This is a genomic window from Micromonospora sp. LHW51205, from assembly GCF_003315815.1.
In the GTDB taxonomy this organism is placed as follows: Bacteria; Actinomycetota; Actinomycetes; order Mycobacteriales; family Micromonosporaceae; genus Micromonospora; species Micromonospora chalcea.
Genome location: NZ_QMEZ01000001.1, coordinates 1135470 through 1159789 on the forward strand (window position 1 = coordinate 1135470; position 24320 = coordinate 1159789).

22 protein-coding genes are annotated in these 24320 nt (G+C 73.5%); 5 read left to right on the forward strand and 17 right to left on the reverse strand.

The genetic code is table 11. The features are described from left to right. Positions 1-4: 4 nt before the first annotated feature. Genes DQE82_RS05285 through DQE82_RS05305 form a run of 5 tightly spaced genes read right to left on the reverse strand, consistent with a single transcriptional unit; the run spans position 5 to position 5123 of the window. Positions 5-715: an ABC transporter ATP-binding protein gene (locus tag DQE82_RS05285; protein WP_064448588.1), complete on the reverse strand. Its 711-nt coding sequence runs from the start codon at positions 713-715 to the stop codon at positions 5-7. After that, positions 712-1680, reverse strand: a complete 969-nt coding sequence (locus DQE82_RS05290) for an ABC transporter ATP-binding protein (protein WP_064448589.1) — start codon at positions 1678-1680, stop codon at positions 712-714. The genes DQE82_RS05285 and DQE82_RS05290 overlap by 4 nt, the downstream gene beginning before the upstream one ends. Continuing rightward, complete coding sequence (locus tag DQE82_RS05295) at positions 1677-2543, reverse strand: ABC transporter permease (protein WP_113972122.1); 867 nt, start codon at positions 2541-2543, stop codon at positions 1677-1679. Before DQE82_RS05295 ends, DQE82_RS05290 begins: the two co-directional genes overlap by 4 nt. Continuing rightward, positions 2536-3528 carry an ABC transporter permease gene (locus tag DQE82_RS05300; RefSeq protein ID WP_043327026.1) on the reverse strand — a complete coding sequence of 331 codons (993 nt, stop codon included), beginning with the start codon at positions 3526-3528 and terminating at the stop codon, positions 2536-2538. Before DQE82_RS05300 ends, DQE82_RS05295 begins: the two co-directional genes overlap by 8 nt. After that, entirely contained in the window at positions 3525-5123 is a 1599-nt protein-coding gene (locus DQE82_RS05305) for an ABC transporter substrate-binding protein (RefSeq protein ID WP_113972367.1), read from the reverse strand. The genes DQE82_RS05300 and DQE82_RS05305 overlap by 4 nt, the downstream gene beginning before the upstream one ends. Positions 5124-5328: 205 nt before the next feature. On the opposite strand from DQE82_RS05305, the gene DQE82_RS05310 reads away from it, so the two are divergent. Then, on the forward strand, positions 5329-6597 hold the full coding sequence (locus DQE82_RS05310) for a PP2C family protein-serine/threonine phosphatase (RefSeq protein ID WP_199495941.1): 1269 nt from the start codon (positions 5329-5331) through the stop codon (positions 6595-6597). On the opposite strand, the gene DQE82_RS05315 is transcribed toward DQE82_RS05310, so the two are convergent. After that, positions 6577-6918, reverse strand: a complete 342-nt coding sequence (locus tag DQE82_RS05315) for an STAS domain-containing protein (RefSeq protein ID WP_231915651.1) — start codon at positions 6916-6918, stop codon at positions 6577-6579. The genes DQE82_RS05310 and DQE82_RS05315 overlap by 21 nt on opposite strands. Positions 6919-7022: 104 nt before the next feature. Continuing rightward, positions 7023-8303, reverse strand: a complete 1281-nt coding sequence (locus DQE82_RS05320) for an MFS transporter (RefSeq protein ID WP_113972123.1) — start codon at positions 8301-8303, stop codon at positions 7023-7025. Between the two features lie 108 nt (positions 8304-8411). Here DQE82_RS05320 and DQE82_RS05325 point away from each other — a divergent pair, with 108 nt between their 5' ends. The 4 genes from DQE82_RS05325 (at position 8412) to DQE82_RS05340 (ending at position 12892) form a co-directional block, all read left to right on the forward strand. Beyond that, entirely contained in the window at positions 8412-9830 is a 1419-nt protein-coding gene (locus DQE82_RS05325; RefSeq protein WP_113972124.1) for a PLP-dependent aminotransferase family protein, read from the forward strand. Between the two features lie 87 nt (positions 9831-9917). Then, on the forward strand, positions 9918-10427 hold the full coding sequence (locus DQE82_RS05330; protein ID WP_043327033.1) for a SigE family RNA polymerase sigma factor: 510 nt from the start codon (positions 9918-9920) through the stop codon (positions 10425-10427). Continuing rightward, positions 10424-11263, forward strand: a complete 840-nt coding sequence (locus DQE82_RS05335) for a hypothetical protein (protein ID WP_064448593.1) — start codon at positions 10424-10426, stop codon at positions 11261-11263. Before DQE82_RS05330 ends, DQE82_RS05335 begins: the two co-directional genes overlap by 4 nt. A 36-nt stretch (positions 11264-11299) precedes the next feature. Continuing rightward, the gene (locus tag DQE82_RS05340; RefSeq protein ID WP_113972125.1) at positions 11300-12892 is read left to right on the forward strand and encodes a DUF4139 domain-containing protein; all 1593 of its coding nucleotides are present in this window, start codon (positions 11300-11302) and stop codon (positions 12890-12892) included. Positions 12893-12964: 72 nt separating this feature from the next. On the opposite strand, the gene DQE82_RS05345 is transcribed toward DQE82_RS05340, so the two are convergent. The 10 genes from DQE82_RS05345 to DQE82_RS31025 all read right to left on the reverse strand — a co-directional run bounded on the left by DQE82_RS05345 (position 12965) and on the right by DQE82_RS31025 (position 24297). Then, positions 12965-13234 (reverse strand): GlsB/YeaQ/YmgE family stress response membrane protein, encoded by a 270-nt coding sequence (locus DQE82_RS05345; RefSeq protein ID WP_043327037.1) that lies wholly within the window; start codon positions 13232-13234, stop codon positions 12965-12967. 110 nt (positions 13235-13344) lie between these two features. Continuing rightward, positions 13345-14271, reverse strand: coding sequence for an ion transporter (locus DQE82_RS05350; RefSeq protein ID WP_255423587.1), 927 nt, complete (start codon positions 14269-14271; stop codon positions 13345-13347). A 132-nt stretch (positions 14272-14403) separates the two neighbouring features. Then, entirely contained in the window at positions 14404-15510 is a 1107-nt protein-coding gene (locus DQE82_RS05355; RefSeq protein ID WP_043327041.1) for a magnesium and cobalt transport protein CorA, read from the reverse strand. Between the two features lie 58 nt (positions 15511-15568). Then, positions 15569-16249 (reverse strand): response regulator, encoded by a 681-nt coding sequence (locus DQE82_RS05360; protein WP_043327043.1) that lies wholly within the window; start codon positions 16247-16249, stop codon positions 15569-15571. Further along, positions 16246-18792, reverse strand: coding sequence for a DUF4118 domain-containing protein (locus DQE82_RS05365; protein WP_113972127.1), 2547 nt, complete (start codon positions 18790-18792; stop codon positions 16246-16248). Before DQE82_RS05365 ends, DQE82_RS05360 begins: the two co-directional genes overlap by 4 nt. An 80-nt stretch (positions 18793-18872) precedes the next feature. Next, a complete protein-coding gene (locus DQE82_RS05370) occupies positions 18873-19754 on the reverse strand; it encodes a potassium-transporting ATPase subunit C (RefSeq protein ID WP_113972128.1) in 882 nt (293 codons plus the stop codon). After that, on the reverse strand, positions 19754-21928 hold the full coding sequence (gene kdpB / locus DQE82_RS05375) for a potassium-transporting ATPase subunit KdpB (RefSeq protein ID WP_113972129.1): 2175 nt from the start codon (positions 21926-21928) through the stop codon (positions 19754-19756). Before kdpB ends, DQE82_RS05370 begins: the two co-directional genes overlap by 1 nt. A gap of 20 nt (positions 21929-21948) precedes the next feature. Further along, a complete protein-coding gene (kdpA, locus tag DQE82_RS05380) occupies positions 21949-23604 on the reverse strand; it encodes a potassium-transporting ATPase subunit KdpA (protein WP_064448599.1) in 1656 nt (551 codons plus the stop codon). Beyond that, the gene (gene kdpF, locus DQE82_RS05385) at positions 23604-23693 is read right to left on the reverse strand and encodes a K(+)-transporting ATPase subunit F (protein ID WP_113972130.1); all 90 of its coding nucleotides are present in this window, start codon (positions 23691-23693) and stop codon (positions 23604-23606) included. The genes kdpA and kdpF overlap by 1 nt, the downstream gene beginning before the upstream one ends. A 184-nt stretch (positions 23694-23877) precedes the next feature. Next, positions 23878-24297 (reverse strand): hypothetical protein, encoded by a 420-nt coding sequence (locus DQE82_RS31025; protein WP_233514590.1) that lies wholly within the window; start codon positions 24295-24297, stop codon positions 23878-23880. Between the last annotated feature and the right edge of the window lie 23 nt (positions 24298-24320).

The window sequence follows — 24320 nt, forward strand, 5'->3', positions numbered from 1 at the left end:
GACGTCACGCCGCCGGCAGGTCCACCACCCGGGTGGCCCAGCGGGCCATGAGCGCCGGGTCGTGGGTGATGACCAGGACCCCGGCGCCCTGCCGGCGCTGGTAGTCGCCGATGACGGCGGCGACGTGCGCCTGGGTGGAGGCGTCGAGCATCGCGGTGGCCTCGTCGCAGAGCAGGTAGTCCGGCCGGTGCACCAGGGCGCGGGCGAGGCAGGCGCGCTGCAGCTGCCCGTCGCTGACCGCGTGCGGGCGGCGGGTCAGCAGGTCGGTTGTCAGCCCGACCAGGTCGGCCAGTTCCGCCGTACGGGCGGCGGCCTGCTCGCGCGGCGTGCCGGTGGCACGTAGCGGCTCGGCGACGATGTCGGCGAGGCTGAGCCGCGGGTCGGTGGCAGCGCGCGGGCTCTGGAACAGGATCGCGACACGCGTGCGGACGGAGGCGGGCAGCCGGTGCCGGGCGCCCCGGACGGGACTCCCGTCGAGCGTGAGGTGCCCGCTGTCCGGTGCGTGCAGCAGGGCGAGGACGCGGGCGAGTGTGGACTTGCCGCTACCCGACGGTCCACGTAGCCCGACCGTCTCGCCGGGGGCGATGCGCAGGTCGACCCGGTCGAGGACGCGCTGCCGGCCGTACGCGACGGAGACCTGGTGCGCGGCGAGCCCGGCGGCCGGCGCGGCGCCCGGGGCGACGGCGTCGGTGGCGTCCGGAACCGTGACCGTCATGCCGGTACCTCCTCGCGCAGCGGATGGTGGCAGGCGACCCGGCCCGCGCCCTCGGCGTCGAGGCGGGGCACTGTCGCGCAGGTGTCGGTGGCGCGGGCGCAACGCGGGGCGAAGGCGCAGCCGCCGGGCAGGTCGGTGAGCGCCGGCGGGTGGCCGGGTACCGGCACGAACGCGCGGTCGGGCAGCGCGTCGAGCAGCCCGGCGGTGTACGGGTGGGCCGGGGCGTCGAACAGCGCCCCGGTGGGGCGGTGCTCGACGATCCGGCTGGCGTACATCACGGCCACGGTGTCCGCGACGCGGCGCGCGGCGGCCAGGTCGTGCGTGATGAGCAGGACGGCCGCGCCGGTGTCGCAGCGGCGGCGCAGCAGGTCCAGCGTGTGGTCGACGAGCGGCCGGTCCAGGCCGGTGGTGGGTTCGTCGGCGAGCAGCACCGGCGGGTCGGGTGCGAGCGCCAGCGCGGTGGCGAGCCGCTGGGCCATGCCGCCGGACAGTTCGTGCGGGTACCGGTCCAGATCGGCCGGGTCGAGGCCGACGTCGGCGGCAATCCGGTCGGCGGCGGCCGGCGCGTCGCGGCGGGTGTGCCCGTGCGCGCGCAGCGTCTCCTCCAGCAGCTTCCGCCCGGTCCGTACCGGGGTGAGCGCGGTGGCGGGACTCTGCGGGACCAGCCCGACGCCCCGGCCGCGTACGTGCCGGGCGAGGTGCCGCTCCCCCGCGCCGATCAGGTCGACGTCGTCGCGTCCCGGCGCGCGTAGGCGGGCGTGCCCGGTGACTGTGGCGTTGCGCGGCAGCAGGCCGAGCAGGGCGTGCGCGAGGACGGACTTGCCGCACCCGGACTCGCCGACCACCGCCAGCAGCTCGCCGGGCCGCAGCGTGAGGCTGAGGTCGGTGACGGCGTGCACGAGCGCGTCACGCAGCCGGAAGCGGACGGTCAGCCCGTCGACGGTCAGCAGCGCCGGGGCGGTCACAGCTGCAGCTCCGCCCGTACGCGCGGGTCGAGGCGGTCGCGCCACCGGCCGGTGAGCACGGCGAGCGCCAGCGTGGCCGCCACGAGCAGGAGGCCGGGCACGATGCTGGCCCACCAGGCGCCGGTGAGCAGCGACCGCTGCCCGTCGTTGATCATGTTGCCGATCGAGGCGAGGTGCGGCGGCAGGCCGAGGCCGAGGAAGGACAGCGCGGTCTCGTGCCAGACGGCGTGCGGCACCATCAGCGTGGTCGCCAGCGCCAGGCGCGGCAGCACGTGCGGCAGCAGGTGCCGGGTGAGCACCCGGGCCCGGTTCGCGCCGCCGGAGATGGCGGCGTCCACGAACGGCCGGTTGCGCAGGCTGAGCAGCTCGGAGCGGACGATCCGGGCGGTGGACAGCCAGTGTGTCAACGCGATGGACGCGATCACCGCGCCCAGGCTGGGGCGCAGCATCGCCACGATGAAGATGCCCAGCAGCAGGTGCGGCAGCGCGGCGACGGTGTCCACGACGCGCATGAGCGCCCGGTCGACCCAGCCGCCGACGCTGCCGGCGAGCGCGCCGACCAGCCCGCCGATGACCGCGGCGACGAGCGCCGCGACCGCGCCGACAAGCAGCGAGACGCGCAGGCCGTAGAGGCTGCGCAACGCCACGTCGCGGCCGAGGTCGTCGGTGCCGGCCAGGTTGTCGGCCGACGGCGCGAGCCGGGTACGGGAGAGGTCGACGGCGCTCTGGTCCAGCGGCCACAGGACCGGGGCGAGCAGCGCGGCGGCCACCACACCGGCGAGCACCACGACGGCGACTGTCGTGCCCGCGCTGCCGGGGCGGCGCAGGCGCCGGACGCGCGCGGGGAGGGCGAGGTCAGTCATCGAGGCGTACCCGGGGGTCGGCGGCGGCGTAGGCGAGGTCGGTGAGCAGGTTCGCGGTCAGCACCACGACGGCGGTGGCCAGGGTGGTGGCCGCGAGCAGCGGGAAGTCGGCGCCCAGCGCCGCCTCGACGGTGACCGCGCCGAGGCCGGGCAGCGAGAACACGGTCTCCACCAGGACCGCGCCGCCGACGAGTTCGGGCAGGTGCGTGCCGACCAGGGTGAGGAACGGCAGCAACGCGGTACGCAGCGCGTGTCCGAACAGGACGACCCGGCCGGGCAGTCCCCGGGCGCGGGCGGCCAGGACGTGGTCGTCGCGCAGGCTCTCGGCGACCGCGTCACGGACGAACAGGACGAACCACGGGGCCTGGGAGATCGCCAGCACCGTCACCGGCAGCACCAGGTGCCGGGCCACGTCGGCCGGGTCGGTGCTCGTGGCGGTGATGTCGGTGAGCCCGCCGGCGGGCAGCCAGCCGAGGCTGAGCGCGAACACGGCGATCGCCGCGAGGCCGATCCAGAACACCGGCATGGACTGCACGGCGTACGCGACGGCGCGCAGCGCCCGGTCGAACCAGCCGCCACGGCGGTACGCGGCCAGCGTGCCCAGCAGCACGCTCGCCACCAGCACCAGGGCCAGCGCGGTGCCGACGAGCAGCAGCGTCCATCCGGCCCGGGAGGCCAGCACCGAGGTGACCGGCTCGTGCCGGCTCGTGGACCAGCCCAGGTCGCCCCGCAGCAGGTTGCCGACCCAGCGGGCGTACTGCACCGGCAGCGGGTCGTCGACACCCCAGTTGGCGCGGATCTGCGCCAGGTTCTCCTCGCTGGTGGTGAACGCCGCCGCGCCCGCGTACTGCTGGGCCGGGTCGATCGGGGAGGCGGCGCCCAGGGCGAACATGCCCATGCTGGTGGCGGCCAGCACCGGCACGGCGACCAGCAGCCGCCGCCGGACCACAGTGCCCGCCCCGGCCAGCCGCCGCCGTCCGGTCACGATTCTCTCGTCCAGGTGTGCACGTTCCACCAGATGCTGTTGGCGACGTCGTGCTCGTGCGGCTCGACCCGCGGCGTCACCCCGGTCACGGCGTCCTTCAGCACGTAGGTGTGCTGGAGGTAGGTGAGGAACACCCACGGCACGTCGGCGGCGAGCTGCTTCTGGAACGTGGCGTACGCGGCCTTACGGGCGGCCGGGTCGGCGTTGTCCCGGCCGGCCTGCAACGCGGCGTCGGTGACCGCCGAGCGGTACGAGCCGGGGTTGAAGAAGCCCTGCCCGGCGAAGGCCGAGCTGAACAGCTTGTAGGTGACGAAGTCCGGATCGTACGGCGTGCCGTAGCCCATGATCAGCGCGTCGCGCTTCATCCGCGGCGTGATCGCGTCCCAGGTCAGGCCCTCCGGGGTGACAGTGATGCCGACCTTCTTCGCGTCGGCGGTGACGGCCAGTGCGAGTTCCTTGCGCAGGCTGTCGGTGGCCGGGTACAGGATCGTGAACGCGGCCTGCCGCCCGTCCTTGACCCGGATGCCGTCCGGGCCGGGCTTCCACCCGGCGGCGTCCAGCTCCGCCGTGGCGGCGGCGACGTCGGCGCCAGGCTTGCCGGCGATCGTCGGCTCGGCGTACTCCGACGTGGGCGGCACCGGCCCGAACGCGGGCTCCCCCGCGCCGCCGAGCACGCCGGTCACCATGGCCTGCCGGTCCACCGCGACGTTCAGCGCCTTCCGGATCGCGGGGTCGCCGGTGACCGGGTTGCCCATCGGCAGCATGACGCCCCGGTAGTCGGCGGTCGGCACCTTGTGCACCCGGTAGCCGTCGCGGCTCTCGAAGCCGGAGGCGAGCTTCGGCGCAAGCTCCGCCGCGTCGAACTCGCCGGCCCGCATCCGCTGGGCGCGGACGTTGTCGTCGGCGACGAACGCCACCACCACGCCCGAGTTCGCCGGTTTGCCGTCCCAGTACGTCTCGTTCGCCGCGAGCACGAGCCGGTCACCCGGGGTCCAGGAGGTGAACCGGTACGGGCCGGTGCCGACCGGCTTGCGGTTGAAGGCCGCCTTGTTGATGTCCTGCCCGGCGAACGCCTTCGCCGGGACGATCCCCAGCGCCAGCCGTTGCAGGAACGGCGCGTACGCGTACTTCAGCGTGAACACGACCGTCGCCGGGCCGGGCGCGGTGACGGAGGCGAGCATGTCCAGATCGGACCGCAGCGTGGAGTCGACGGCCGGGTCGAGCACCGCCTGGTAGGTGAACACCACGTCCTGTGCGGTCAGCGGGCTGCCGTCGTGGAACAGCACGCCTTCGCGCAGCTTCGCGGTGACTGTCTTCCCGTCCGCCGAGACGGTGGGCAGCTCGCGGGCCAGGGCGGGCACCAGGTCGTTGCGGGCGTCCCGGGCGACCAGCCCGTCGAAGATCAGCGACGCGCCGTCGACGCCGTAGTTGAGCACCGGGTTGAGCGTGTCCGGCTCGCCCGCGGTGGCGACCACGAGCGTGCCGGAGTTGCCCGGGCCGCCGGTCGACGCCGTGGGTGACGAGCAGCCGGCGGCGACGAGCAGGGCGGCGGCGAGCACCGCTGCCACGCGTACGGGCTTGGGTCTGATCGCCACCGGCAACCCCTCGAACACTCGTCTGCGGATGGCAGCCGGGCGGGCGCTCCGGCGAGGATCGATCATCGCGTGCCCGAGCGCCCGCTACCGCCACTCTTCTGTAGTTGCCAACTATATGCAATACCGGCCGGTCGATGGCGGTGACCCGCCGGCCCCCGGTCTCGCTCACAAGGCGGCCGTGCTGCCCGCTGAATATGCTCAAGGGGTGGAGGACAGCGAGCAGGCGGTGCTGACCGGGATGTTGCAGTCGGCGGAGGACGCCGCCCCGGTGCAGGCGGTCGAGGCCGTCACCGGCGTCATCGCCACGGCGCTGAACGCGCGCGGCGTCTCGCTGCTGATCGCCGACCTCAGCGGTCGCGCGCTGGTCCGGCTGACCCACCAGCCGGACGGCGGCGGCGCCGGGCGACGCCACGGCGAGGAGGAGGCCGAGGTCCTCCCGTTCGACGGCGGGCCCTACGAACGCACCCTCCGTCAGCAGGCCCCCGAGGTCGTCCCCGGCGACGGCACGTGGACCGTGCTGGCGCCGGTCACCGACCGCGGTGAGGCGATCGGCCTGCTGGAGATCGACCTGCCCGACGAGCCGGACGGCGACGTGGTGAACTGGGTCGCCCGTACCGCGCACGCGCTGGCGTTCGTGGTCATCGCCAACCGCAGGCACACCGACCTGTTCGAGTGGGGACAGCGCACCACCCCGTTCACCCTCTCCGCCGAGATCCAGCGCCGCCTGCTGCCCGCCTCGTTCACCTGCGAGGCCGGCGCCTTCGCTCTCTCCGGCTGGCTGGAACCCGCCGCGAGCGTCGGCGGCGACACCTTCGACTACAGCCTGGCCCGGGACCTGCTGCACCTCAGCGTCACCGACGCGATGGGCCACGGCGTGGCGAGCGCGCTCACCGCCACCCTCGGCGTGGGCAGCCTGCGCAACACCCGCCGGCGCGGCCTCGGTCTCGTCGCGCAGGCCGAGGAGGCCAACCGGGCGGTCGCGGAGCACGCCAACGTACGCGGCGCGTACGTCACCGCCGTGCTGGGCCGTATCGACCTGACCACCGGGCGCTGCGAGCTGCTGAACGCGGGGCACGTCCCGCCGCTGCTGGTCCGGGACGGCCGGGTCGTACCCGTGGAACTGCCGGGCAACTTCCCGTTCGGGATGTTCCCCGGCGAGAGCTACCGCAGCGCGGAGCTACCGCTGCTGCCCGGCGACCGGCTGGTGGTGGTCACCGACGGCATGCGCGAACGCAACGCCGCGGACCTCGACCTGGCCGCCGCCCTGCTCCGCCTCGCCCACCTGCATCCCCGCGAGGCGGTCCGGGCACTGTCCGACGCGATGCTGGAGATCGCCGGGCCGGCTCTGGCCGACGACGCCACACTGCTCGTCGTCGACTGGTACGGCGGCCACGGGCCACGCCGCAGCACCGCCGGCGCGGACAGCGCCCGCGTCAGCCCGGACGAGGAGCGCTCAGCGCACCGCCGTCGGTGAGCCGTCCTCGGCCTCGCGGACCGTGCCGAAGAGCGGGATGACGCGGTCCACCGAGGTGATCGAGAAGACGTTGCGGATCGACTGGCGTACGACGGCCAGACCGAGCCAGCCGTCGCGCTCCCGCAGGTTCTTGTAGACGAGCACCAGCGCGCCCAAGCCGCTGGAATCCACGAATCCGACCTGGGTCAGGTCGACGACCACCGTCCGCGCACCGGTCTCCACCACCTCGAGCAGCCGGTCACGCAACTGAGGCGCGCTGGCCATGTCCAGATCGCCGACGACCTCGATCACCGGGCCGACGCGCCCCTGCCGGGTCGTCACCGAGAACTCCACCACGCCCCCTCTACCGCGCCGCCGACGGCACCACACTTCTACCCACCGTGCCAGATATCCGCCCTGATCGCCTCCCGTAGGTGCGCGACGGCTCAGCGGCCTCGCCGCAACGTGGTGGAGGACCCCTCAGTGCCGGTCGAGCCCGGTACCGGAGCGGGGATCCACACCTCGGCGGCGGCCCGGCGGCGCTCGGCGAGGCGTACCGCCGGCCGCATCGCCAGGCCGGCGAGCACGAACAGCCCGCCGAGCACCAGCCAGCCCGGGGTGCCCCAGCCGAGCAGCAACGAGGTCAGCAGCACCGGGCCGAGCATCCGGGCGAGCTGCGGCGCCATGCCGAAGAAGCCCTGGTACTGCCCCTGCCGGTCGGGTCGGGCCAGGGTGAAGCCGACCTCCCAGCCGCTGGCCGCCTGCACCATCTCGCCGAACACCTGCACCAGTGCCGCGCCCAGCAGCACCGCCGAGGCCACCCACGCGCCGCCGACCATCCCGGAGACCGCGTACGCGCCGCAAGCGACAAGCAGCACCCAACCGGCGTGCCCGCTGGCCCGCGCCGCCGTGCCCGGATCGGTCACCCGGCGGGCCACCCGGACCTGCCACAGCACCACGCACAGCATGTTCACGGTGAGCACGATCGCGCCCATCGGCGCCGGGGCGTCGGTCCGTTCCGCGATCCACAGTGGCAACGCCAGGCTCAGCAGCGGCATGTTCAGGCACATCACCGCGTTCAGCAGGGTGATCAGCGCGTACGGGCGGTCGCGCAGCACGGCCAACCGGCCCGGCTCGGATCCGGCCGGGACCGGCGCCGCCGCCTCGGGCAGCCGGCGCACCAGAAGGGCCGCGGCCAGGAAGCTCGCCGCGTCGAGCGCGAAGGCGGACAGGTACGCCGGGCGGCTGTCCGCCCAGAGCACGAGCGCGCCCAGCCCGGCCCCGGCGGCCAGGCCGGCGTTCGAGACCGACTGCAACCGGGCCCGTACCGCGGTGCGCCGCGCGGGCTCGATCAGCCCGACCAGCAGCGCCTGCCGGCTGGCGGTGAGCCCGGCCTGACAGGCGGCGTAGCAACATGCGAGCAGCACGAACAGCGGGAAGGAACGGATCACGAGGAAGCCGCTGAGTGCGGCGGCGGTGGCGACGGCGAAGACGACTGTCATCCGCCGCGCGCCGTAGCGGTCTGCCAGCTGGCCGGCGGGCACTCCGGCGAGGATGCCCGTCGACCATCCCACGGTGAGGGCGATCCCGACCTGCGCCGGGGACAACCCGACCACCCGGATGAAGAACAGCGCCGAGCAGGCGTAGAACGCGCCGTCACCCACCGAGTTGGCGAGCTGGGCCAGGGCCAGCACCCGGACCCGGCGGCCGGTGTCGACATCGGTCATTGCTCGTCCCCCGTTCGCCGTGCTCCTTCCTCCATCCAAGACCTGCGGATTGGCTCACAGAAGCGCCGATTCCAGGCGATTCGATTGGGCCAATGTAGGGTCGTCGCGGTGGACGTACACGTGAGCCTGGCCGGCCCCGGCGACCGCGCCACCCGGATCCACAGGCAGTTGCTGGAGGCGATCCTGGACGGCCGGCTGCGGCCCGGCGAACGGTTGCCACCGACCCGCGAGCTGGCCCGGCGGCTCGACGTCTCCCGCAACACGGTCGCCGTCGCCTACGAGCGGCTGACCGCCGAGGGCCTGCTCACCGCCCGGGTCGGCGCGGGCACGTTCGTCGCCGGCGAGCCGGTCGCCCGCGCCCGGACCCGTCCGGCACCGGCCGGTGGCGTACGCCCGCGCGGGTTCTGGGCGTCCGCCGCGCCGGCCCCCACCGCCGCGCCCCGACCGGGCCACGACTTCCGGGCCGGCACCCCTGACACCGGGCTGTTCCCGCTGGCCACCTGGCGGCGGCTGGTCGCCGGGGAACTGCGCACCGCGACGATCCGGGGCGGATACGCCGACCCGGCCGGGCACCAGGGCCTGCGTACCGCCGTCGCCCGTTACGTGGGACTCGCCCGCGCGGTACGGGCCGCGCCCGAGGACGTCGTCGTCACCCACGGCGCCCAGCAGGCGTTGGACCTGATCGCCCGGGTGGTGCTCGAACCGGGCGACCGGGTGGCGGTGGAGGAGCCCGGCTATCCCCCCGCCCGGCGGCTGTTCGCCGGCCACGGCGCGCGGGTCGTGCCGGTGCCCGTCGACGACCAGGGCCTCGACGTTCGCGCGCTACCAGGCGACGCGCGGCTGGTCTACGTCACCCCGTCCCACCAGTTCCCGCTGGGCGTCCGGATGTCCCCGGCCCGCCGGGCGGCGCTGCTGGACTGGGCGGCGGCCCGGGACGCGGTGGTCGTGGAGGACGACTACGACACCGAGTTCCGCTTCTCGGCCCGCCCGCTGGACCCGTTGCAGACGCTGGACCGGGCCGGGAAGGTCGTCTACGTCGGCACGTTCTCCAAGACCCTGCTGCCCATGCTGCGCCTCGGTTTCCTGGTCGCCCCGGCGTCGCTTCGCCCGGCGCTGCTGGCCGCCCGGCAGCTCACCGACTGGCACGGCGACCACACCACTCAGGCCGCGCTGGCCCGGTTCATCGACTCCGGCGAACTGGCCCGGCACATCCGCAAGGCGACCCGGGTGTACGCCGAGCGGCGCGACCTGATCGACGCCGCGTTGCGATCCGACCTCGCCGACTGGCTCGACCCGGTGCCGTCGACGGCGGGCCTGCACCTGTGCGCGCGGCTGCGCCCGGAGACCGGCGTCGACCTGCCGGAAGTCGTCGCCCGGGCGGCGGAGGCCGGCGTCACGGTACGCGAGATCGCCGGTTACCGGGCGGGCCCGCCCGGCCCGACCGGTCTGGTGCTCGGCTACGGCGCCGTCGGCACCGCCGACGTGCCCGACGGGCTCCGGTTGCTCGCGCGCAGCTTCCGCGGCTGACCGTCGGCGACGCGGATTCCTCCGGGCTTCGAGCAACCCCGGGAGCCTCACCTGGCGTGACTATCCCGAATCTGATCGGAGGTCCGGATGAGTGATCGCGACACGGCGTTCGCGGAGTACTTCTCGGCGAGGCACCGCGCCATGCGCGCCACCGCGTATCTGCTCTGCGGTGACTGGCACCGCGCGGAGGACCTGGTCCAGACCGGGTTCACCAAGCTGTACCTGGTCTGGAACCGGGTCGACCGGCACGACGCGCTCGACTCCTACGTGCGCCAGATCATCGTCCGGTCCTTCCTCGACGAACGGCGGCGGGGCTGGTGGCGGCGGGAACGGGTGGGCACGCCCGACGCCGATCCACCGGCGCCCGCGAGTCCGTCCGAGGACCGGCTCGTGGTGCTCCAGGCGCTCGCCGCCGTACCGCCCCGGCAGCGCGCCGTCCTGGTCCTCCGCTACTGGGAGGACCTGCCGGTCGACGAGGTGGCGGCGCTGCTGAACTGCTCGCCGGGAACGGTGAAGAGCCAGTCCGCCCGGGGCCTGGACACGTTGCGCGGCCTCCTGTCACCCATGCACTCATCGAGCGAGAAGGGGCAACGATGAACGGAGACCAGCTGCGCGAGGCGCTTCGCGACGAGATGCTCGGCGTCGCCGCGCCGCCGCGACCGAGCACGGACGGCATGCTGCGCTCCGCCCGCCGGGCACGCAACCGGCGCCGGGTCATCCGGGCGTGTGCCGGATCGGCGACGGCGGTACTCGCCGTCGCGGGTGTCGTGGCCCTCGCCACCCCGGACGGCGGCGACCGACGCCCGCCCGCCGCGCTGCCGCAGACCGCCCCGTCGCCGGACGACAGCGCCGAGCCGATGCCGACCGGGCCCGACGGCCTGCCCCAGGAGGACCGCACCGCGCGGGCGGGCACCCGGTACCACAAGGCCGTCCTGCTGCTCGACCAGCTCGTCACAGTGGTGCCCGCCGGCTACACCGCTGAGAAGACCGTCTCCAGCAAGACCGGGAAGGAGACGCTGGGCACGCACGAGGCCAACTTCATCGGACGGGCCGACGGCGCCGAGCTGTGGAGCTACACGGCCTCGGTCGACGTGGCGAAGGGGACGTGGAGGGGACGCCTGCTCACCGAGGTGCACACACCGGGGAACCCGCTGCCGACCGAACCGTGTGGCCTGGCGCGCGCGTTCTGGGGCATGGGGGGCATGGGGGGCGAGTGCCAGCCGATGACCGTCGGCGACGCGACTGTGGGTGTGGTGGTTCGTCCCGGCGCGGACGACCGGTTCGACCAGTGGGCGGCCTACCGGCACCCCGACGGCATGGTGGTCTTCGTGGCGCAGGGCGCGTACGACAGGCAGACATCCGCGTCCCCGCTGCCGTTCACCGCGCGCGAACTGGCGACGCTCGCCGTCGACCAGCGGCTGCACCTTGGGTAGCCCCGAGGTGGGCGCGGCTGAACTACCCTCGCGCCCGTGAACACTGTGGAGATCGATGCGCCAGTCGTCGGTGTGACCGTCTACCCGGACCGCGCGCGGGTCACCCGCCGGGGTGGCCTCCGGCTCGCCGCAGGGGAACATCGGGTACGCGTCGCGCCGCTCCCGCTGGGCCTGCGGCGGGACTCGATCCGGGTGGGCGGTCACGGCCCGGCCACCGTGCTCGGTGTCGACGTGACCGCCCACCGGCAGGCCCGCAGCACCGACGCGCAGGTCGTCGAGCTGGAACGGCGGCGGCGGGAACTCGCCGACGAGGTGGCCGAGGTCGAGGACACGGACGCGATCGAGGCCCAGCGCGGCGAGTTCCTCACCCGGCTGGCCGAGCGCGCCGGTGGCACGTACGCCCGGGCCCTGGCCGCCGGCGACGCGGCCCCGGCCGACGTCGCGGCCTTCACCGAGTCGGTGTCCGGTCAGCTCGCCGAGTCCCGGGCCCGGCGGCGCGGGCTGGCCCGGCGGCGCACCGACCTGGCGGAGGAGCTGGCCGCCGTCGACCGCGAGCTGGCGGCGGCGCGCGGCAAGCGGACGCCGGACCGGCTGGCCGCCGAGGTGTCGGTCTCGGTGGACGCCGACGACGCCGAGGTGGAGCTGGAGCTGACCTACCTGGTGGACGGCGCCCGCTGGACCCCCTCCTACGACCTGCGGCTGGTCGGCGACACCATGACCGTCACCTGGTTCGGGCTGGTCAGCCAGGACACCGGGGAGGACTGGCCGGAGTGCGAACTCCTGCTCTCCACCGCCCGCCCGGCGGCGGCGAGCGGCGTACCCGAACTGTCGCCCTGGTATCTCGACCGGCTCCGCCCGCAGCCGCCGATGGCCGTGTCAGCCGCGTCGTTCGACGGCATGGTGCCGCCCCCGGCGCCCGGCGCGGCGCCGCCGCCGGGCCGGGCCGGCGCGGCCCGGTCGGCGGCGGTCCGGCCGGCCGTGCGGGAGAACGTGGCCGAGGTCGAGCAGGGCGTCACGGCGGCGACCTACCGGCCCGCCCGGCCGGTGGTGGTGCCGGCCGACGGCAGCGCGCACCGGGTGACGGTCGCGGCGCTGGAGCTGCCGGCCCGGCTGGACCACGTCAGCGTGCCGGTACGTGCCGCCGAGGCGCACCTGCGGGCGACGGTACGCAACACGTCCGACCACACGCTGCTGCCCGGCCCGGCGTCGGTGTTCCACGGCGCGGACTTCGTCGCGGCGACGCGGTTGACCATGTGGGCGCCGGGCGAGGAGACCGAGCTGGCGCTGGGGGTCGACGACCGGGTACGGGTGGAGCGGAAGCTGCACCGGCGCACCGAGAGCAGGGCGACGCTCGGGTCGACGCGGCGGCGGGAGGTGGAGTACCGGATCACTGTCGCGAACCACACGCCCCGCCCGGCCACTGTCGAGGTGCGCGACCAGTTGCCGGTGTCCCGGGACGAGTCGGTGGTGGTACGCGAGACGATGCTGACGCCGCCGCCCGCCGAGCGTACGGAGCTGGGCGAGCTGACCTGGCGGCTGTCGCTCGCGCCGGGCGAGAGCGGCGAGATCGCGCTGGGCTTCCGGGTGGAGCTGGCCAAGGGCGTCGAGCTGACCGGCTGGCGGGAGTAGCCGCACGCAGGCGTTAGGAAGGGCCCCTTCTTATGCAGAATGCGTTAAGAAGGGGCCCTTCCTTCGGTCCGGTCAGACGCGGCGACGACCGTACAGGCCGGCGAAGATCGCGACGCCGATGGCCGCGAAGCCGACCTGGAGCGCCAGCTCGATCCAGTCGATGCCGGGAGTGTCGGCGACGCCGAACGCGCCGGCCACCAGGGTGCCGACGAGCGCGGCGACCACACCGATGAGCAGGGTCAGCCAGATCGGGATGTTCTGCTTGCCCGGCACCACCAGGCGCCCGAGCGCACCGATGACCAGGCCGATGATGAGCGCGGTGAAGAAGCCCGTGATCTCCACGAGAGGCGTCCCTTCCCTCGGATGTGTTGGCGCCTCGCTGGTTGCCCCGATCAACCGTCCGGCCAAACGTACGGTCCGATTTCGTCACAGAACTGTCATGACCGGGCCGGTCAGTGCTCCGAGTACTGGCGGCGGCGCGGCGCGCCGGGCGGCTCGTCCCGGTCGATGCGCAGTTCCCGCTCCAACTCGGCGATGACCATGCGCAGGTCGTCCAGGCGCTGACTGATCGCGATCCGGTCCACCTCGTCCGGTATCCCGTCGCCGTCTTCGTCGTAGTCCGGCGCCAGCCCCTCGGTCATCTCCAGCCGGCGCGCCTCCTCCATCGAGTTGACGATGACCGCGATGAGGATATTCAGCAGCAGGTTGACCGCGATCATCACGAAGCTGACGTAGTAGAGAAGCGTCCACGGTGACACCTCAAGGCCCTGTTCCAGCAGGTCCGGCAACGTCTCCAGGGACAGCAGCACGAACAGCGTGACGAGGGAACGGCCGATGTCGCCGTACTGCTCGGGGTAACGGTCGCCGAAGATCAGCCAGCCGGCCATGCCGTACACGTAGAGCGTGACGGCGGCGAGCGCGAGGAACCCGGCGACGCCGGGCAGGCTGCGCCACAGCGCCGTGACGATGGTCCGCAGGCCGGGCGAGAAGCGGACCAGCCGCAGCACCCGGGCGACCCGGATGAACCGCAGCACGCCCGAGTCGCCGTGCAGTCCCGGGATGAAGATGGCCGCGGTGACCAGCAGGTCGAAGACGTTCCAGCCGTGCCGGAAGAAGTCCTGCGGGCGGCGGCCGTACGCGAGGATCCGGATGGTGATCTCCAGGACGAAGGCGGCCCGGAACATCAGCTCCGTCCACCGCAGCACCGGCCCGGCGGCGCCCAGGTTCGGGTACGTCTCGATACCCAGCACCACTCCGTTGGCCATGATGAGCACCACGATGGCCACCTCGAACGGCCGGGACGCGACGAGCCGGGCACAGTGGCCCGCCAGCCCTCGCCTCCCCGTGCTCGTCCGGCGACCGCCGCGCGGGGTCGGCACCGTGTCCCCGATCAGCGCCTACCTCCACGACACGAGGTCCGGGCAACGTACGGACGACGGGGGGTAGTCACCCGGACACTTTAGTGGATCACCGACGGCGCGCGGTCACGGCCGAGGCCCGGCCGGCCCGGCTCACAGCCAGCCGCGGCGCTTGAACAGCAGATAGAGCGCGCCGCAGACGGCGAGCATCAGGGCGAGCGCGAACAGATAGCCGTACCGCCAGCCCAGCTCCGGCATGTGCCCGAAGTTCATCCCGTACACGGTGCCGATCAGGGTCGGCGCGAACAGGATGGCGGCCCAGGCGGAGACCCGCTTGATCTCCTCGTTCTGCTCGAAGCTGGCGGCGGTCAGGCTGCGCATCTCCTCGTTCTGCGCCTGTGAGACCAGTGTGGCGTTGACGGTGAGGATGTTCTGGAGCAGGTGCCGGAACCCGTCCACCCGCTCCACCACCTGGGTGAGGTGGTCGGCCACGTCGCGCAGCCGACGGCGCAGCTCCTCGTCCGTGCCGTACTTGTCGAACCCGTGTGCCAGCTCGTCCACCACCTTCAGCAGCGGGCGGGCGGCCCGCTGGAACTGGATCACCTCGCGGCTCAGCTCGTAGATGCGGCGGCTGGCGTTCGGGTCGCCGCCGAACACCTCGGTCTCGACCTCGTCGATGTCGTTCTCCAGCCCGGCCACCACCGGCGCGTAGCCGTCCACCACCCGGTCGAGCACGGCGTAGAGAACCGCTTCCGGGCCGAGCGCGAGCACGTTCGGCTCGGCCTCCAGCCGCCGTCGTACGCCGGCCAGGTCGGGCGTGCCACCGTGCCGCACGGTGATCACGAATCCGGGCCCCAGGAACAGGTGCAGCTCGGCGAACTCGACCGCGTCCCGCTCGTCCAGGTAGCGGGCGGCGCGCAGCACCACGAACAGGGTGTCGCCGTAGCGTTCCAGCTTGGGGCGCTGATGGGCGTTGATCGCGTCCTCGACGGCCAGGTCGGGGAGCTGGAACTCGGCGGCGAGCGAGGCGATCTGCTCGCGGCCCGGCCGGAGCAGCCCGATCCAGGCCATCGCGTCGTCGAGCTGCTGCAGGCAGCGGTACGTGTCGGCGAGGCTGACCGGCGACGCCCGCCGTACCCCGCCGACGTAGACGCCGCTGTCGACCAGCCCGTCGGGGCGCTCCGGCTCCGCCGCGCCGGCGTCGATGGCGTGTTCGTCCAGTTGCCGGCCGAACCCCTCCGAGGACCGGTTGCCCGCCATGCCCCTCCCCCGCAGCCCGACCGGCTCGCCGAGTCCCCCGCCGAGGCGGTCGCAAACGTCAGGGGCGGTAGCGGTAGCCCATCCCCGGCTCGGTGATCAGGTGCCGGGGCCGGGCCGGGTCGTCCTCCAGCTTGCGCCGCAACTGGGCCATGTACTGCCGCAGGTAGTTCGTCTCCTGGTGGTACTCCGGCCCCCACACGTCGTGCAGCAGCTGGCGCTGGCTGACCAGCTTGCCCGGGTTGCGCAGCAGCTTTTCCAGCATCGCCCACTGGGTGGGGGTCAGCTTGACCTCGACGCCGTCGTCCCGGGTGACGGTCCGGTCGGCCAGGTCGACGGTGTTGCGGCCGATCCGCAGCGCTGGCACGGCGGGCGTGGCCGGGGCGAGCCGCCGGGTCACCGCCCTGATGCGGGCCAGCAGCTCGTCGACCCCGAACGGCTTGGTGACGTAGTCGTCGGCGCCCGCGTCGAGCGCGGCCACCTTGTCCTCGCTGCCGGCCCGGCCGGAGAGCACGATGATCGGCACGGCGGTCCAGCCGCGCAGGCCCCGGATCACCTCGGTGCCGTCCAGATCCGGCAGGCCCAGGTCGAGCACCACCAGGTCCGGCGGGTGCCCGGCGGCGGCCTTGAGCGCGGCGGCGCCGCTGCCTGCGACCTCCACGTCGTAGCCCCGGGCGCGCAGGTTGATCCGCAGGGCGCGCAGGATCTGCGGCTCGTCGTCGACGACCAGGATCCGGGTCATTCCTGCGGCCCTTCCGCGTGCGGGGCGGCCGGCAGCCGCAACACCATGGTGAGTCCGCCGCCGGGCGTGGTCTCCGGGGTGATGCTGCCACCCATCGCCTCGGCGAGGCCCCGGGACAGCGCCAGCCCGAGGCCGACGCCGGTCTGGTTGTCCCGGTCGCCGAGGCGCTGGAACGGCAGGAAGACGTGCTCCCACTGGTCCTCCGGGATGCCCGGCCCGGTGTCGATCACCCGCAGCTCGACCTGCCCGGCGTGCGCGCTGCCGGTGATCGTCGGCGGGCGGCCGGGCGGGCTGTGCCGCAGCGCGTTCGACACCACGTTTACCAGCACGCGCTCCAGCAGGCCCGGGTCGGCCAGCGCCGCCGGCAGGTCGGCCGGGATGTCCGTGGTCACCTCGGCCGCCGCCGGGCCCAGTTCGTCGAGGGCCCGGGGTACGGCGTCCTCCAGCCCGATCGCGGTGGTGGTGACGCCCAGCGCGCCGGCCTGCAGGCGGCTCATGTCGAGCAGGTTCGCCACCAGCCGGCCCAGCCGGTCCAGCGACTCGTCGGCGGTGGCCAGCAGTTCCTCCCGGTCGTCCGGGTCGAACTCGACGTCGTGGCTGCGCAGGCTGCTCACCGCGGCCTTGGCCGACGCCAGCGGCGTACGCAGGTCGTGGCTGACCGCCGCGAGCAGCGCGGTGCGCATCCGGTCGGCGGCGGCCAGCGGGCGGGCGGTGGCGGCCTCCTCGGCCAGCCGTTCCTGGCGCAGCGCGACGGCGGCCTGCGCGGCGAACGCCTCCACCACCCGGCGGTCGGCCGCCTCCAGCCGCCGGCCGGCGAGCACCACGCTGAGCCGGTCGTCGACCGGCACCACCGTCTCGCCCGCGCCCGGGCTACCGGGCGGCCGCTCGCCGACGCTCGCCACCACCCGCCAGGCGTCCGCGTCCCGGGCGCGCGCCGGGCGTCCGCCGGCCTCGTCGGTCAGCTCCAGCACGCTCACCGCGCGCAACCCGAACGTCTCCCGCAGCCGGTCCAGCAGGGCGGGCAGCGGCCGCTCGCCGCGCAGCACGCTGCCCGCGACGGTGGCCAGGGTCTGCGCGTCGGCGGAGGCCCGGGCCGCCTCCCGGGTACGCCGGGCCGCCACGTCGACCACCCAGCTCACCGCGATGGCGACACCGACGAACACGCCGAGGGCGAGCAGGTTGTCCGCCTCGGCGATGGTCAGCGTCCGGTACGGCGGGGTGAAGAACCAGTTGAGCAGCAGCGAGCCGCCGAGCGCGGCGACCAGCGCCGGCCAGAGCCCGCCGACCAGCGCCACGCCCACCACACCGGCGAGGAACAGCAGGATGTCGTTTGTGAGCGTGAGGTCGGGCAGCGTCCGCAGCAGCAGCGTGAGCAGGGGCATGCCGAGCACCGCGAGCGCGTACCCGATCAGTCGCCGGCGTCGCGACAGCGCGGCGGGCACCGACGTGCCCCGGCGCCCGCGGCCCGCCTCGGGGTGGGTGACCAGGTGCACGTCGATCGGGCCGGACAGCGCGGTGGTGGTCACCCCGACGCCCCGGGCGAACACCTGCGCGAACCGGCCCCGGCGGCTCGCGCCGAGCACGAGCTGGGTGGCGTTGACGCCCCGGGCGAAGTCCAGCAGTGACGCCGGGATGTCGGTGCCGAGCACCTGGTGGTACGTGCCGCCGAGGCTCTCCACCAGCACCCGCTGCCGGGCCAGCTGGGCCGGGTCGGCGCCGGCCAGCCCGTCGCTGCGGGCGACGTGCACGGCGAGCAGGTCGGCGCCCTTGCTGCGGGCGGCGATCCGGGCCGCCCGGCGGATCAGCGTCTCACCCTCCGGGCCGCCGGTCAGCGCGACGACCACCCGTTCCCGCGCCTCCCAGGTGTCGGAGATGCCCTGCTGGGCCCGGTACGCGTCGAGCTGCTCGTCGACCTTGTCGGCCAGCCAGAGCAGCGCCAGTTCGCGCAGCGCGGTGAGGTTGCCGACCCGGAAGTAGTTGCCGAGCGCGGCGTCGATCTTGTCGGGCCGGTAGATGTTGCCGTGCGCCATCCGGCGGCGTAGTGCCTCCGGCGTCATGTCCACCAGCTCGACCTGCTCGGCGGCGCGGACCACCTGGTCCGGCACGGTCTCCCGCTGGGTGGTGCCGGTGATCTGCGCGACCACGTCGTTGAGCGACTCCAGGTGCTGCACGTTGACCGTGGACAGCACGCTGATGCCGGCGTCGAGCAGCTCCTGCACGTCCTGCCAGCGCTTCTCGTGCCGGGAGCCGGGCACGTTGGTGTGGGCCAGCTCGTCCACCACGACGACCTCGGGCCGCCGGGCCAGCACGGCGTCCAGGTCCATCTCGGTGAACTCGACGCCCCGGTACGTCATCGGGCGGCGCGGCACCACCTCCAGGGCGCCGATCATCTCGGCGGTGTGCCGGCGCCCGTGCGTCTCGACCAGGCCGATCACCACGTCGGTGCCGCGCTCGGCCCGGCGCTGGGCCTCCTCCAGCATCGCGTACGTCTTGCCGACGCCCGGGGCGGCCCCGAGATAGATCCGCAGTTCACCCCTGCCCACGCCCCCATCCTCCCTGAGTGCAAGGAAGGGCCCCCTGTTAACGCCTCGCGAGGTGAAGGGGGCCCTTCTTAACACTTCCGTCAGCGCGCCGGGAACGCCTCGTCCAGCGCGAGGTTGAGTTCCAGCACGTTCACCCCCGGCTCGCCCATGAAGCCCAGCGCCCGGCCGGTGGTGTGCTCGGCGACCAGCCGCCGTACCGCCGCCGGGTCCGCACCGCGCTCCCGCGCCACCCGGGCCACCTGGAGCCGGGCGTACGCCGGGGAGATGTGCGGGTCGAGGCCGCTGCCGCTGGCGGTGACCGCGTCGGCCGGTACGGCGGGCCGGGCCGGGGCGTCCCCGCGGACCGGGGTGACGATGCCGCCCTCGGCCACGTAGTCGTGACCGGGCCGCGCCGCCTCCACCGGTACGCCCTGCCAGGTGGCGACGAACGGCGTTGCGGGCGCGGCCTGGTTGACGCTCACCACGCGGGTGATCCGGCCGGTGAGCCCGTCGGCGCGGAACACGGCGAGCACCGCACCCACCCCGTCCGGCGTGCAGTACGGGCGCCGCCCGTCCACGCCGTCCAGTTCGCCGATCGCCTTGCTGCGGGCGCAGACCTGGGTGAGCAGGCTCGACGTGGAGCCGGCGGGGTCGGCGGAGAGCGTGTCCACCACGCTCTCCGGGCCGAGGTTGCTCGCCGCGGTGGCGGTCGGGTCGTAGCCGTCCCCGGCGGCCGACGGGCGGGACTGGAAGTAGCGCGGGACCGGGTTGCCGTCCGCGTCGGTGAACGACTGGCCGATCAGCGAGCTGCCGACGGTACGGCCGTCGACGGTGAGCAGTGAGCCGTCGGCCCTGCCGTCGAGGCCTGGGAGCCGGCCGGCGGCGACCAGGGCGAGCGGGTAGAGCAGGCCGAGCAGCACGGTGAAGACGAGCACCGCGCGCAGGGCGGCCAGGTGCTGGGAGAGCCAACTGGGAAGGCGCATCACGAGATCCCCGGGACGAACTGGACGAGCAGGTCGATGAGCTTGATGCCGACGAACGGCACCACGATGCCGCCGAGGCCGTAGAGCCACAGGTTGCGGCGCAGCAGCGCGGACGCGCTGGCCGGGCGGTACCGCACACCGCGCAGGGCCAGCGGGATCAACGCCACGATGACTATCGCGTTGAAGACGACGGCGGAGAGGATCGCCGACTCGGGGCTGGCCAGGCGCATGATGTTCAGCCGGTCCAGCGACGGGTAGATGCCGGCGAACATGGCCGGGATGATCGCGAAGTACTTCGCGATGTCGTTGGCGATGCTGAACGTCGTCAGCGCGCCCCGGGTGATCAGCAACTGCTTGCCGATCTCCACGATCTCGATCAGCTTGGTCGGGTCGGAGTCGAGGTCGACCATGTTGCCGGCCTCCTTCGCCTCCGACGTGCCGGTGTTCATGGCCACGCCGACGTCCGCCTGGGCCAGCGCGGGCGCGTCGTTCGTGCCGTCGCCGGTCATCGCGACCAGCCGGCCGCCCTCCTGCTCCTTCTTGATCAGGGCGAGCTTGTCCTCCGGCGTGGCCTCGGCGAGGAAGTCGTCCACGCCCGCCTCGTCGGCGATCGCCTTCGCGGTACGCGGGTTGTCGCCGGTGATCATCACGGTGCGGATGCCCATCCGGCGCATCTCGTCGAAGCGCTCCCGCATGCCGGCCTTCACCACGTCCTTGAGGTGGATGACGCCGAGCGCCCGGGCCGGTTCGCCCGCCACGTGCTCGGCCACCACCAGCGGCGTACCGCCGGTGCCGCTGATCGCGTCGACCAGCTCACCGACCTGTTCGGTCGGGTGACCGCCGTTGTCGCGTACCCACTTCATCACCGCGGCGGCGGCGCCCTTGCGGACGTGCCGGACGCCGCCGCCGGCGTCGAGGTCGACGCCGCTCATCCGGGTCTGCGCGGTGAACGGCACGAACGTGGCGTGCGGGATGAGGCCGGGCTCGCGCTCGCGCAGCCCGTACCCGTTCTTCGCGAGCACCACCACCGAGCGGCCCTCGGGGGTCTCGTCGGCCAGGCTGGACAGCTGCGCCGCGTCGGCGAGCGTGGCCGCGTCGACCCCGGTCACCGGCAGGAACTCGGCGGCCTGCCGGTTGCCGAGCGTGATCGTGCCGGTCTTGTCCAGCAGCAGCGTGTTGACGTCGCCCGCCGCCTCGACCGCCCGGCCGCTCATCGCCAGCACGTTGCGCTGCACGAGCCGGTCCATGCCGGCGATGCCGATAGCGGACAGCAGCGCGCCGATGGTGGTCGGAATGAGACAGACCAGCAGCGACACGAGTACGACGCCGGTGACGCCGGAGTCGGTGATCGCCGCGGTGTCCGGCGCGGCGGCCTGGTAGCCCTTCGCGAAGATCGCCATGGGCTGGAGCGTGACGACGGCGAGCAGGAAGACGATCGTCAGCGCGGCCAGCAGGATGTTCAGCGCGATCTCGTTCGGCGTCTTCTGCCGGTTGGCGCCCTCGACCAGCGCGATCATCCGGTCGATGAAGCTCTCGCCCGGCTTCTGGGTGATCCGCACGACGATCCGGTCGGAGAGCACCCGGGTGCCGCCGGTGACCGCGCTGCGGTCGCCGCCGGACTCCCGGATCACCGGGGCGGACTCGCCGGTGATCGCCGACTCGTCGACGCTGGCGATGCCCTCCACCACGTCGCCGTCACCGGGAATGACCTGCCCGGCCTCGACCAGGACGACGTCACCCTGGCGCAGTTGCGGCGCGGGCACCGCCTCGTCCCGGTACGCGTTCGCGGCGGCGCCCGGTGTCCAGCCGACCAGTCGGGTGGCGACGGTGTCCTGCTTGGCCCGGCGCAGCGTGTCGGCCTGCGCCTTGCCGCGCCCCTCGGCGACCGCCTCGGCCAGGTTCGCGAAGATCACCGTGAGCCAGAGCCAGACCGTGATCGCCACGGCGAACAACGACGGGTCGGTCACCGCGAGCACAGTGGTGAACAGCGCGCCGATCTCCACGATCAGCATCACCGGGTTGCGCCACAGCGTGCGCGGGTCGAGCTTGCGCAGCGCGTCCGGCAGCGACGCGATCAGCTGGCGAGGGTCGAGCAGCCCGCCGCCGACCCGGTCGTCGCGGCGCCCCGGCGTACCTGCCACCGGCGCGTCGGCGGTCTGCACAGGTGCTGTCATGTCCTTGTCTCTCATGGTGGTCACAGCCCTTCGGCCAGCGGGCCGAGCGCGAGCGCGGGAAGGAAGGTGAGCGCGACGAGGACCACCGTGACGCCGACGACCATGCCGACGAACAGCGGCCGGTGGGTCGGCAGGGTGCCCTCGGAGGCGGGTGTGGGTTGCTGGCGGGCCAGCGAGCCGGCCAGCGCGAGCACGAAGATGATCGGCAGGAACCGGCCGAGCAGCATGCAGAGCCCGAGCGCGGTGTTCCACCACGGCGTGTTCACGGTGATGCCGGCGAACGCGGAGCCGTTGTTGTTGCTGGCCGAGGTGAACGCGTAGAGCACTTCGGACAGCCCGTGCGGCCCGACGTTCAGCGCTGTCGAGGCGTTGCCGGTGGCGAACGCTGCGGCGGTGCCGGTGAGCACCAGCGCCGGGGTGATCAGGAAGTACATCGAGGCGAACTTGATCTCGCGCGAGCCGATTTTCTTGCCCAGGTACTCCGGGGTGCGCCCGACCATCAGGCCGGCCACGAAAACCGTGATCACCGCGAGGATCAGCAGCCCGTACAGGCCCGCGCCGACGCCGCCGGGCGCGACTTCGCCGAGCATCATGTTGCCCAGCGTCATCATGCCGCCCAGCGCGGTGTACGAGTCGTGGAACGAGTTGACGGCGCCGGTCGAGGTGAGCGTGGTGGCCGCCGCGAAGGTGGCCGAATTCGACACGTCGAAGCGCACCTCCTTGCCCTCCATCGCCGCGCCGACCGCCTGCGGCACCGTGCCGTCGCCGGTCAGCTCGAAGACGTTGGTGAGGGTGATGCTGGCGAGCGCCAGGATCGCCATCACGGCGACGATCGCGTAGCCCTGCCGCTTCTGCCCCACCATCCGGCCGAAGACCCGGGGCAGGCTGAACGGGATCACCAGGATCAGGAAGATCTCCAGCCAGTTCGTCCACGCGGTCGGGTTCTCGAACGGGTGGGAGCTGTTGACGTTGTAGAAGCCGCCGCCGTTGGTGCCCAGCTCCTTGATGACCTCCTGGCTCGCCACCGGTCCGCCGGTGACGGTCTGGGCGCCGCCGGTCAGCGTGGTCACGTCGGTGCCGCCGGAGAGGTTCTGCACCACGCCGCCGAGCATCAGCGCGAGCGCGCCGAGCACCGCGATCGGCAGCAGGATCCGCAGCGTGACCCGGGTCAGGTCGACCCAGAAGTTGCCCAGCTCGCCGGTGCGGCTACGGGCGAAGCCCCGGACCAGCGCCACCGCCACGGCGATGCCGACGGCGGCCGAGACGAAGTTCTGCACCGCCAGCCCGGCCATCTGGACCAGGTGGCCCATCGTCGACTCGCCCGAGTACCACTGCCAGTTCGTGTTGGTCACGAACGACACAGCGGTGTTCCAGGCGCCGTGCGGCACCACCGGGTCGAAGCCCAGCGAGAGCCACAGGTGGTTCTGCAGCCGCTGGAACGCGTACAGGAACAGCAGGGAGACGGCCGAGAAGGCCAGCACCGAGCGGGCGTACACGCCCCAGGTCTGCTCGGCGGCCGGGTCGACCCCGACCAGGCGGTAGATCCCCCGCTCGACCCGGGACGACCGGGTTCCGGCCACCACGCGGTACATGTGGTCGCCGAACGGCCGGTGCACGGCGACCAGCGCCACCACCAGCGACAGGACGAAGAGCACGCCGGCTGTGGTCATGCTCATCAGAAGCGCTCCGGGAACAGCAGGGCGACGACCAGGAACACGCCCAACCCGGTCGCCAGCACCAGGCCGACGGCGTTGACGGCGCTCACAGCTTCTCCACGCCCCTCACCACGAGGGCGAGAGCCGCGAACAGCCCCACCGTCAGCAACACGAACAGCACGTCAGACACGGCTGATCTCTCCTAGCGGAAGATGTCCTCGCGACCGCCTCCCGGCCGCGCCGGGCAATCACAACGCCGTATCCGCCGGACCGACAGGGGTCTTGACGCGACCATCACGCGCGACGGCGGTTTCTTGACGCGCTTTTCACGCCGCCTCCGTGGGCGGTGATCCGGGTCACCGGACGGGCCTCGGCCCCGATCGACCGGAGGTGCCGGTAGCCGGTGCCGAGCACCGCGGCGAACCCGATCGGCACGGCCTGGGACCAGGCGTCACCCGGGCCGGTCAGCTCGCCGTAGCGGTGGGCGAGGAACCCGACGAAGACCGCCGCACCCAGCGCGGCCACCGCCGCGACCGCGCGCAGATCGGCCACCACAGCGGCGTACGCCCCGACGACGCCCGCCATCACCAGGACCCGCCCGGGTCGCTCGTCGGGTGTGAACACCCCGGCCGCCACCAGCGCCGCGCCGACCACCACGACGGCGCCGGCGGCCACCCGGAATCCGGTGCACCCGTCCGCCTGTTCTCGTCCCATGTCCGCCTCCCGCGTCGGTACGT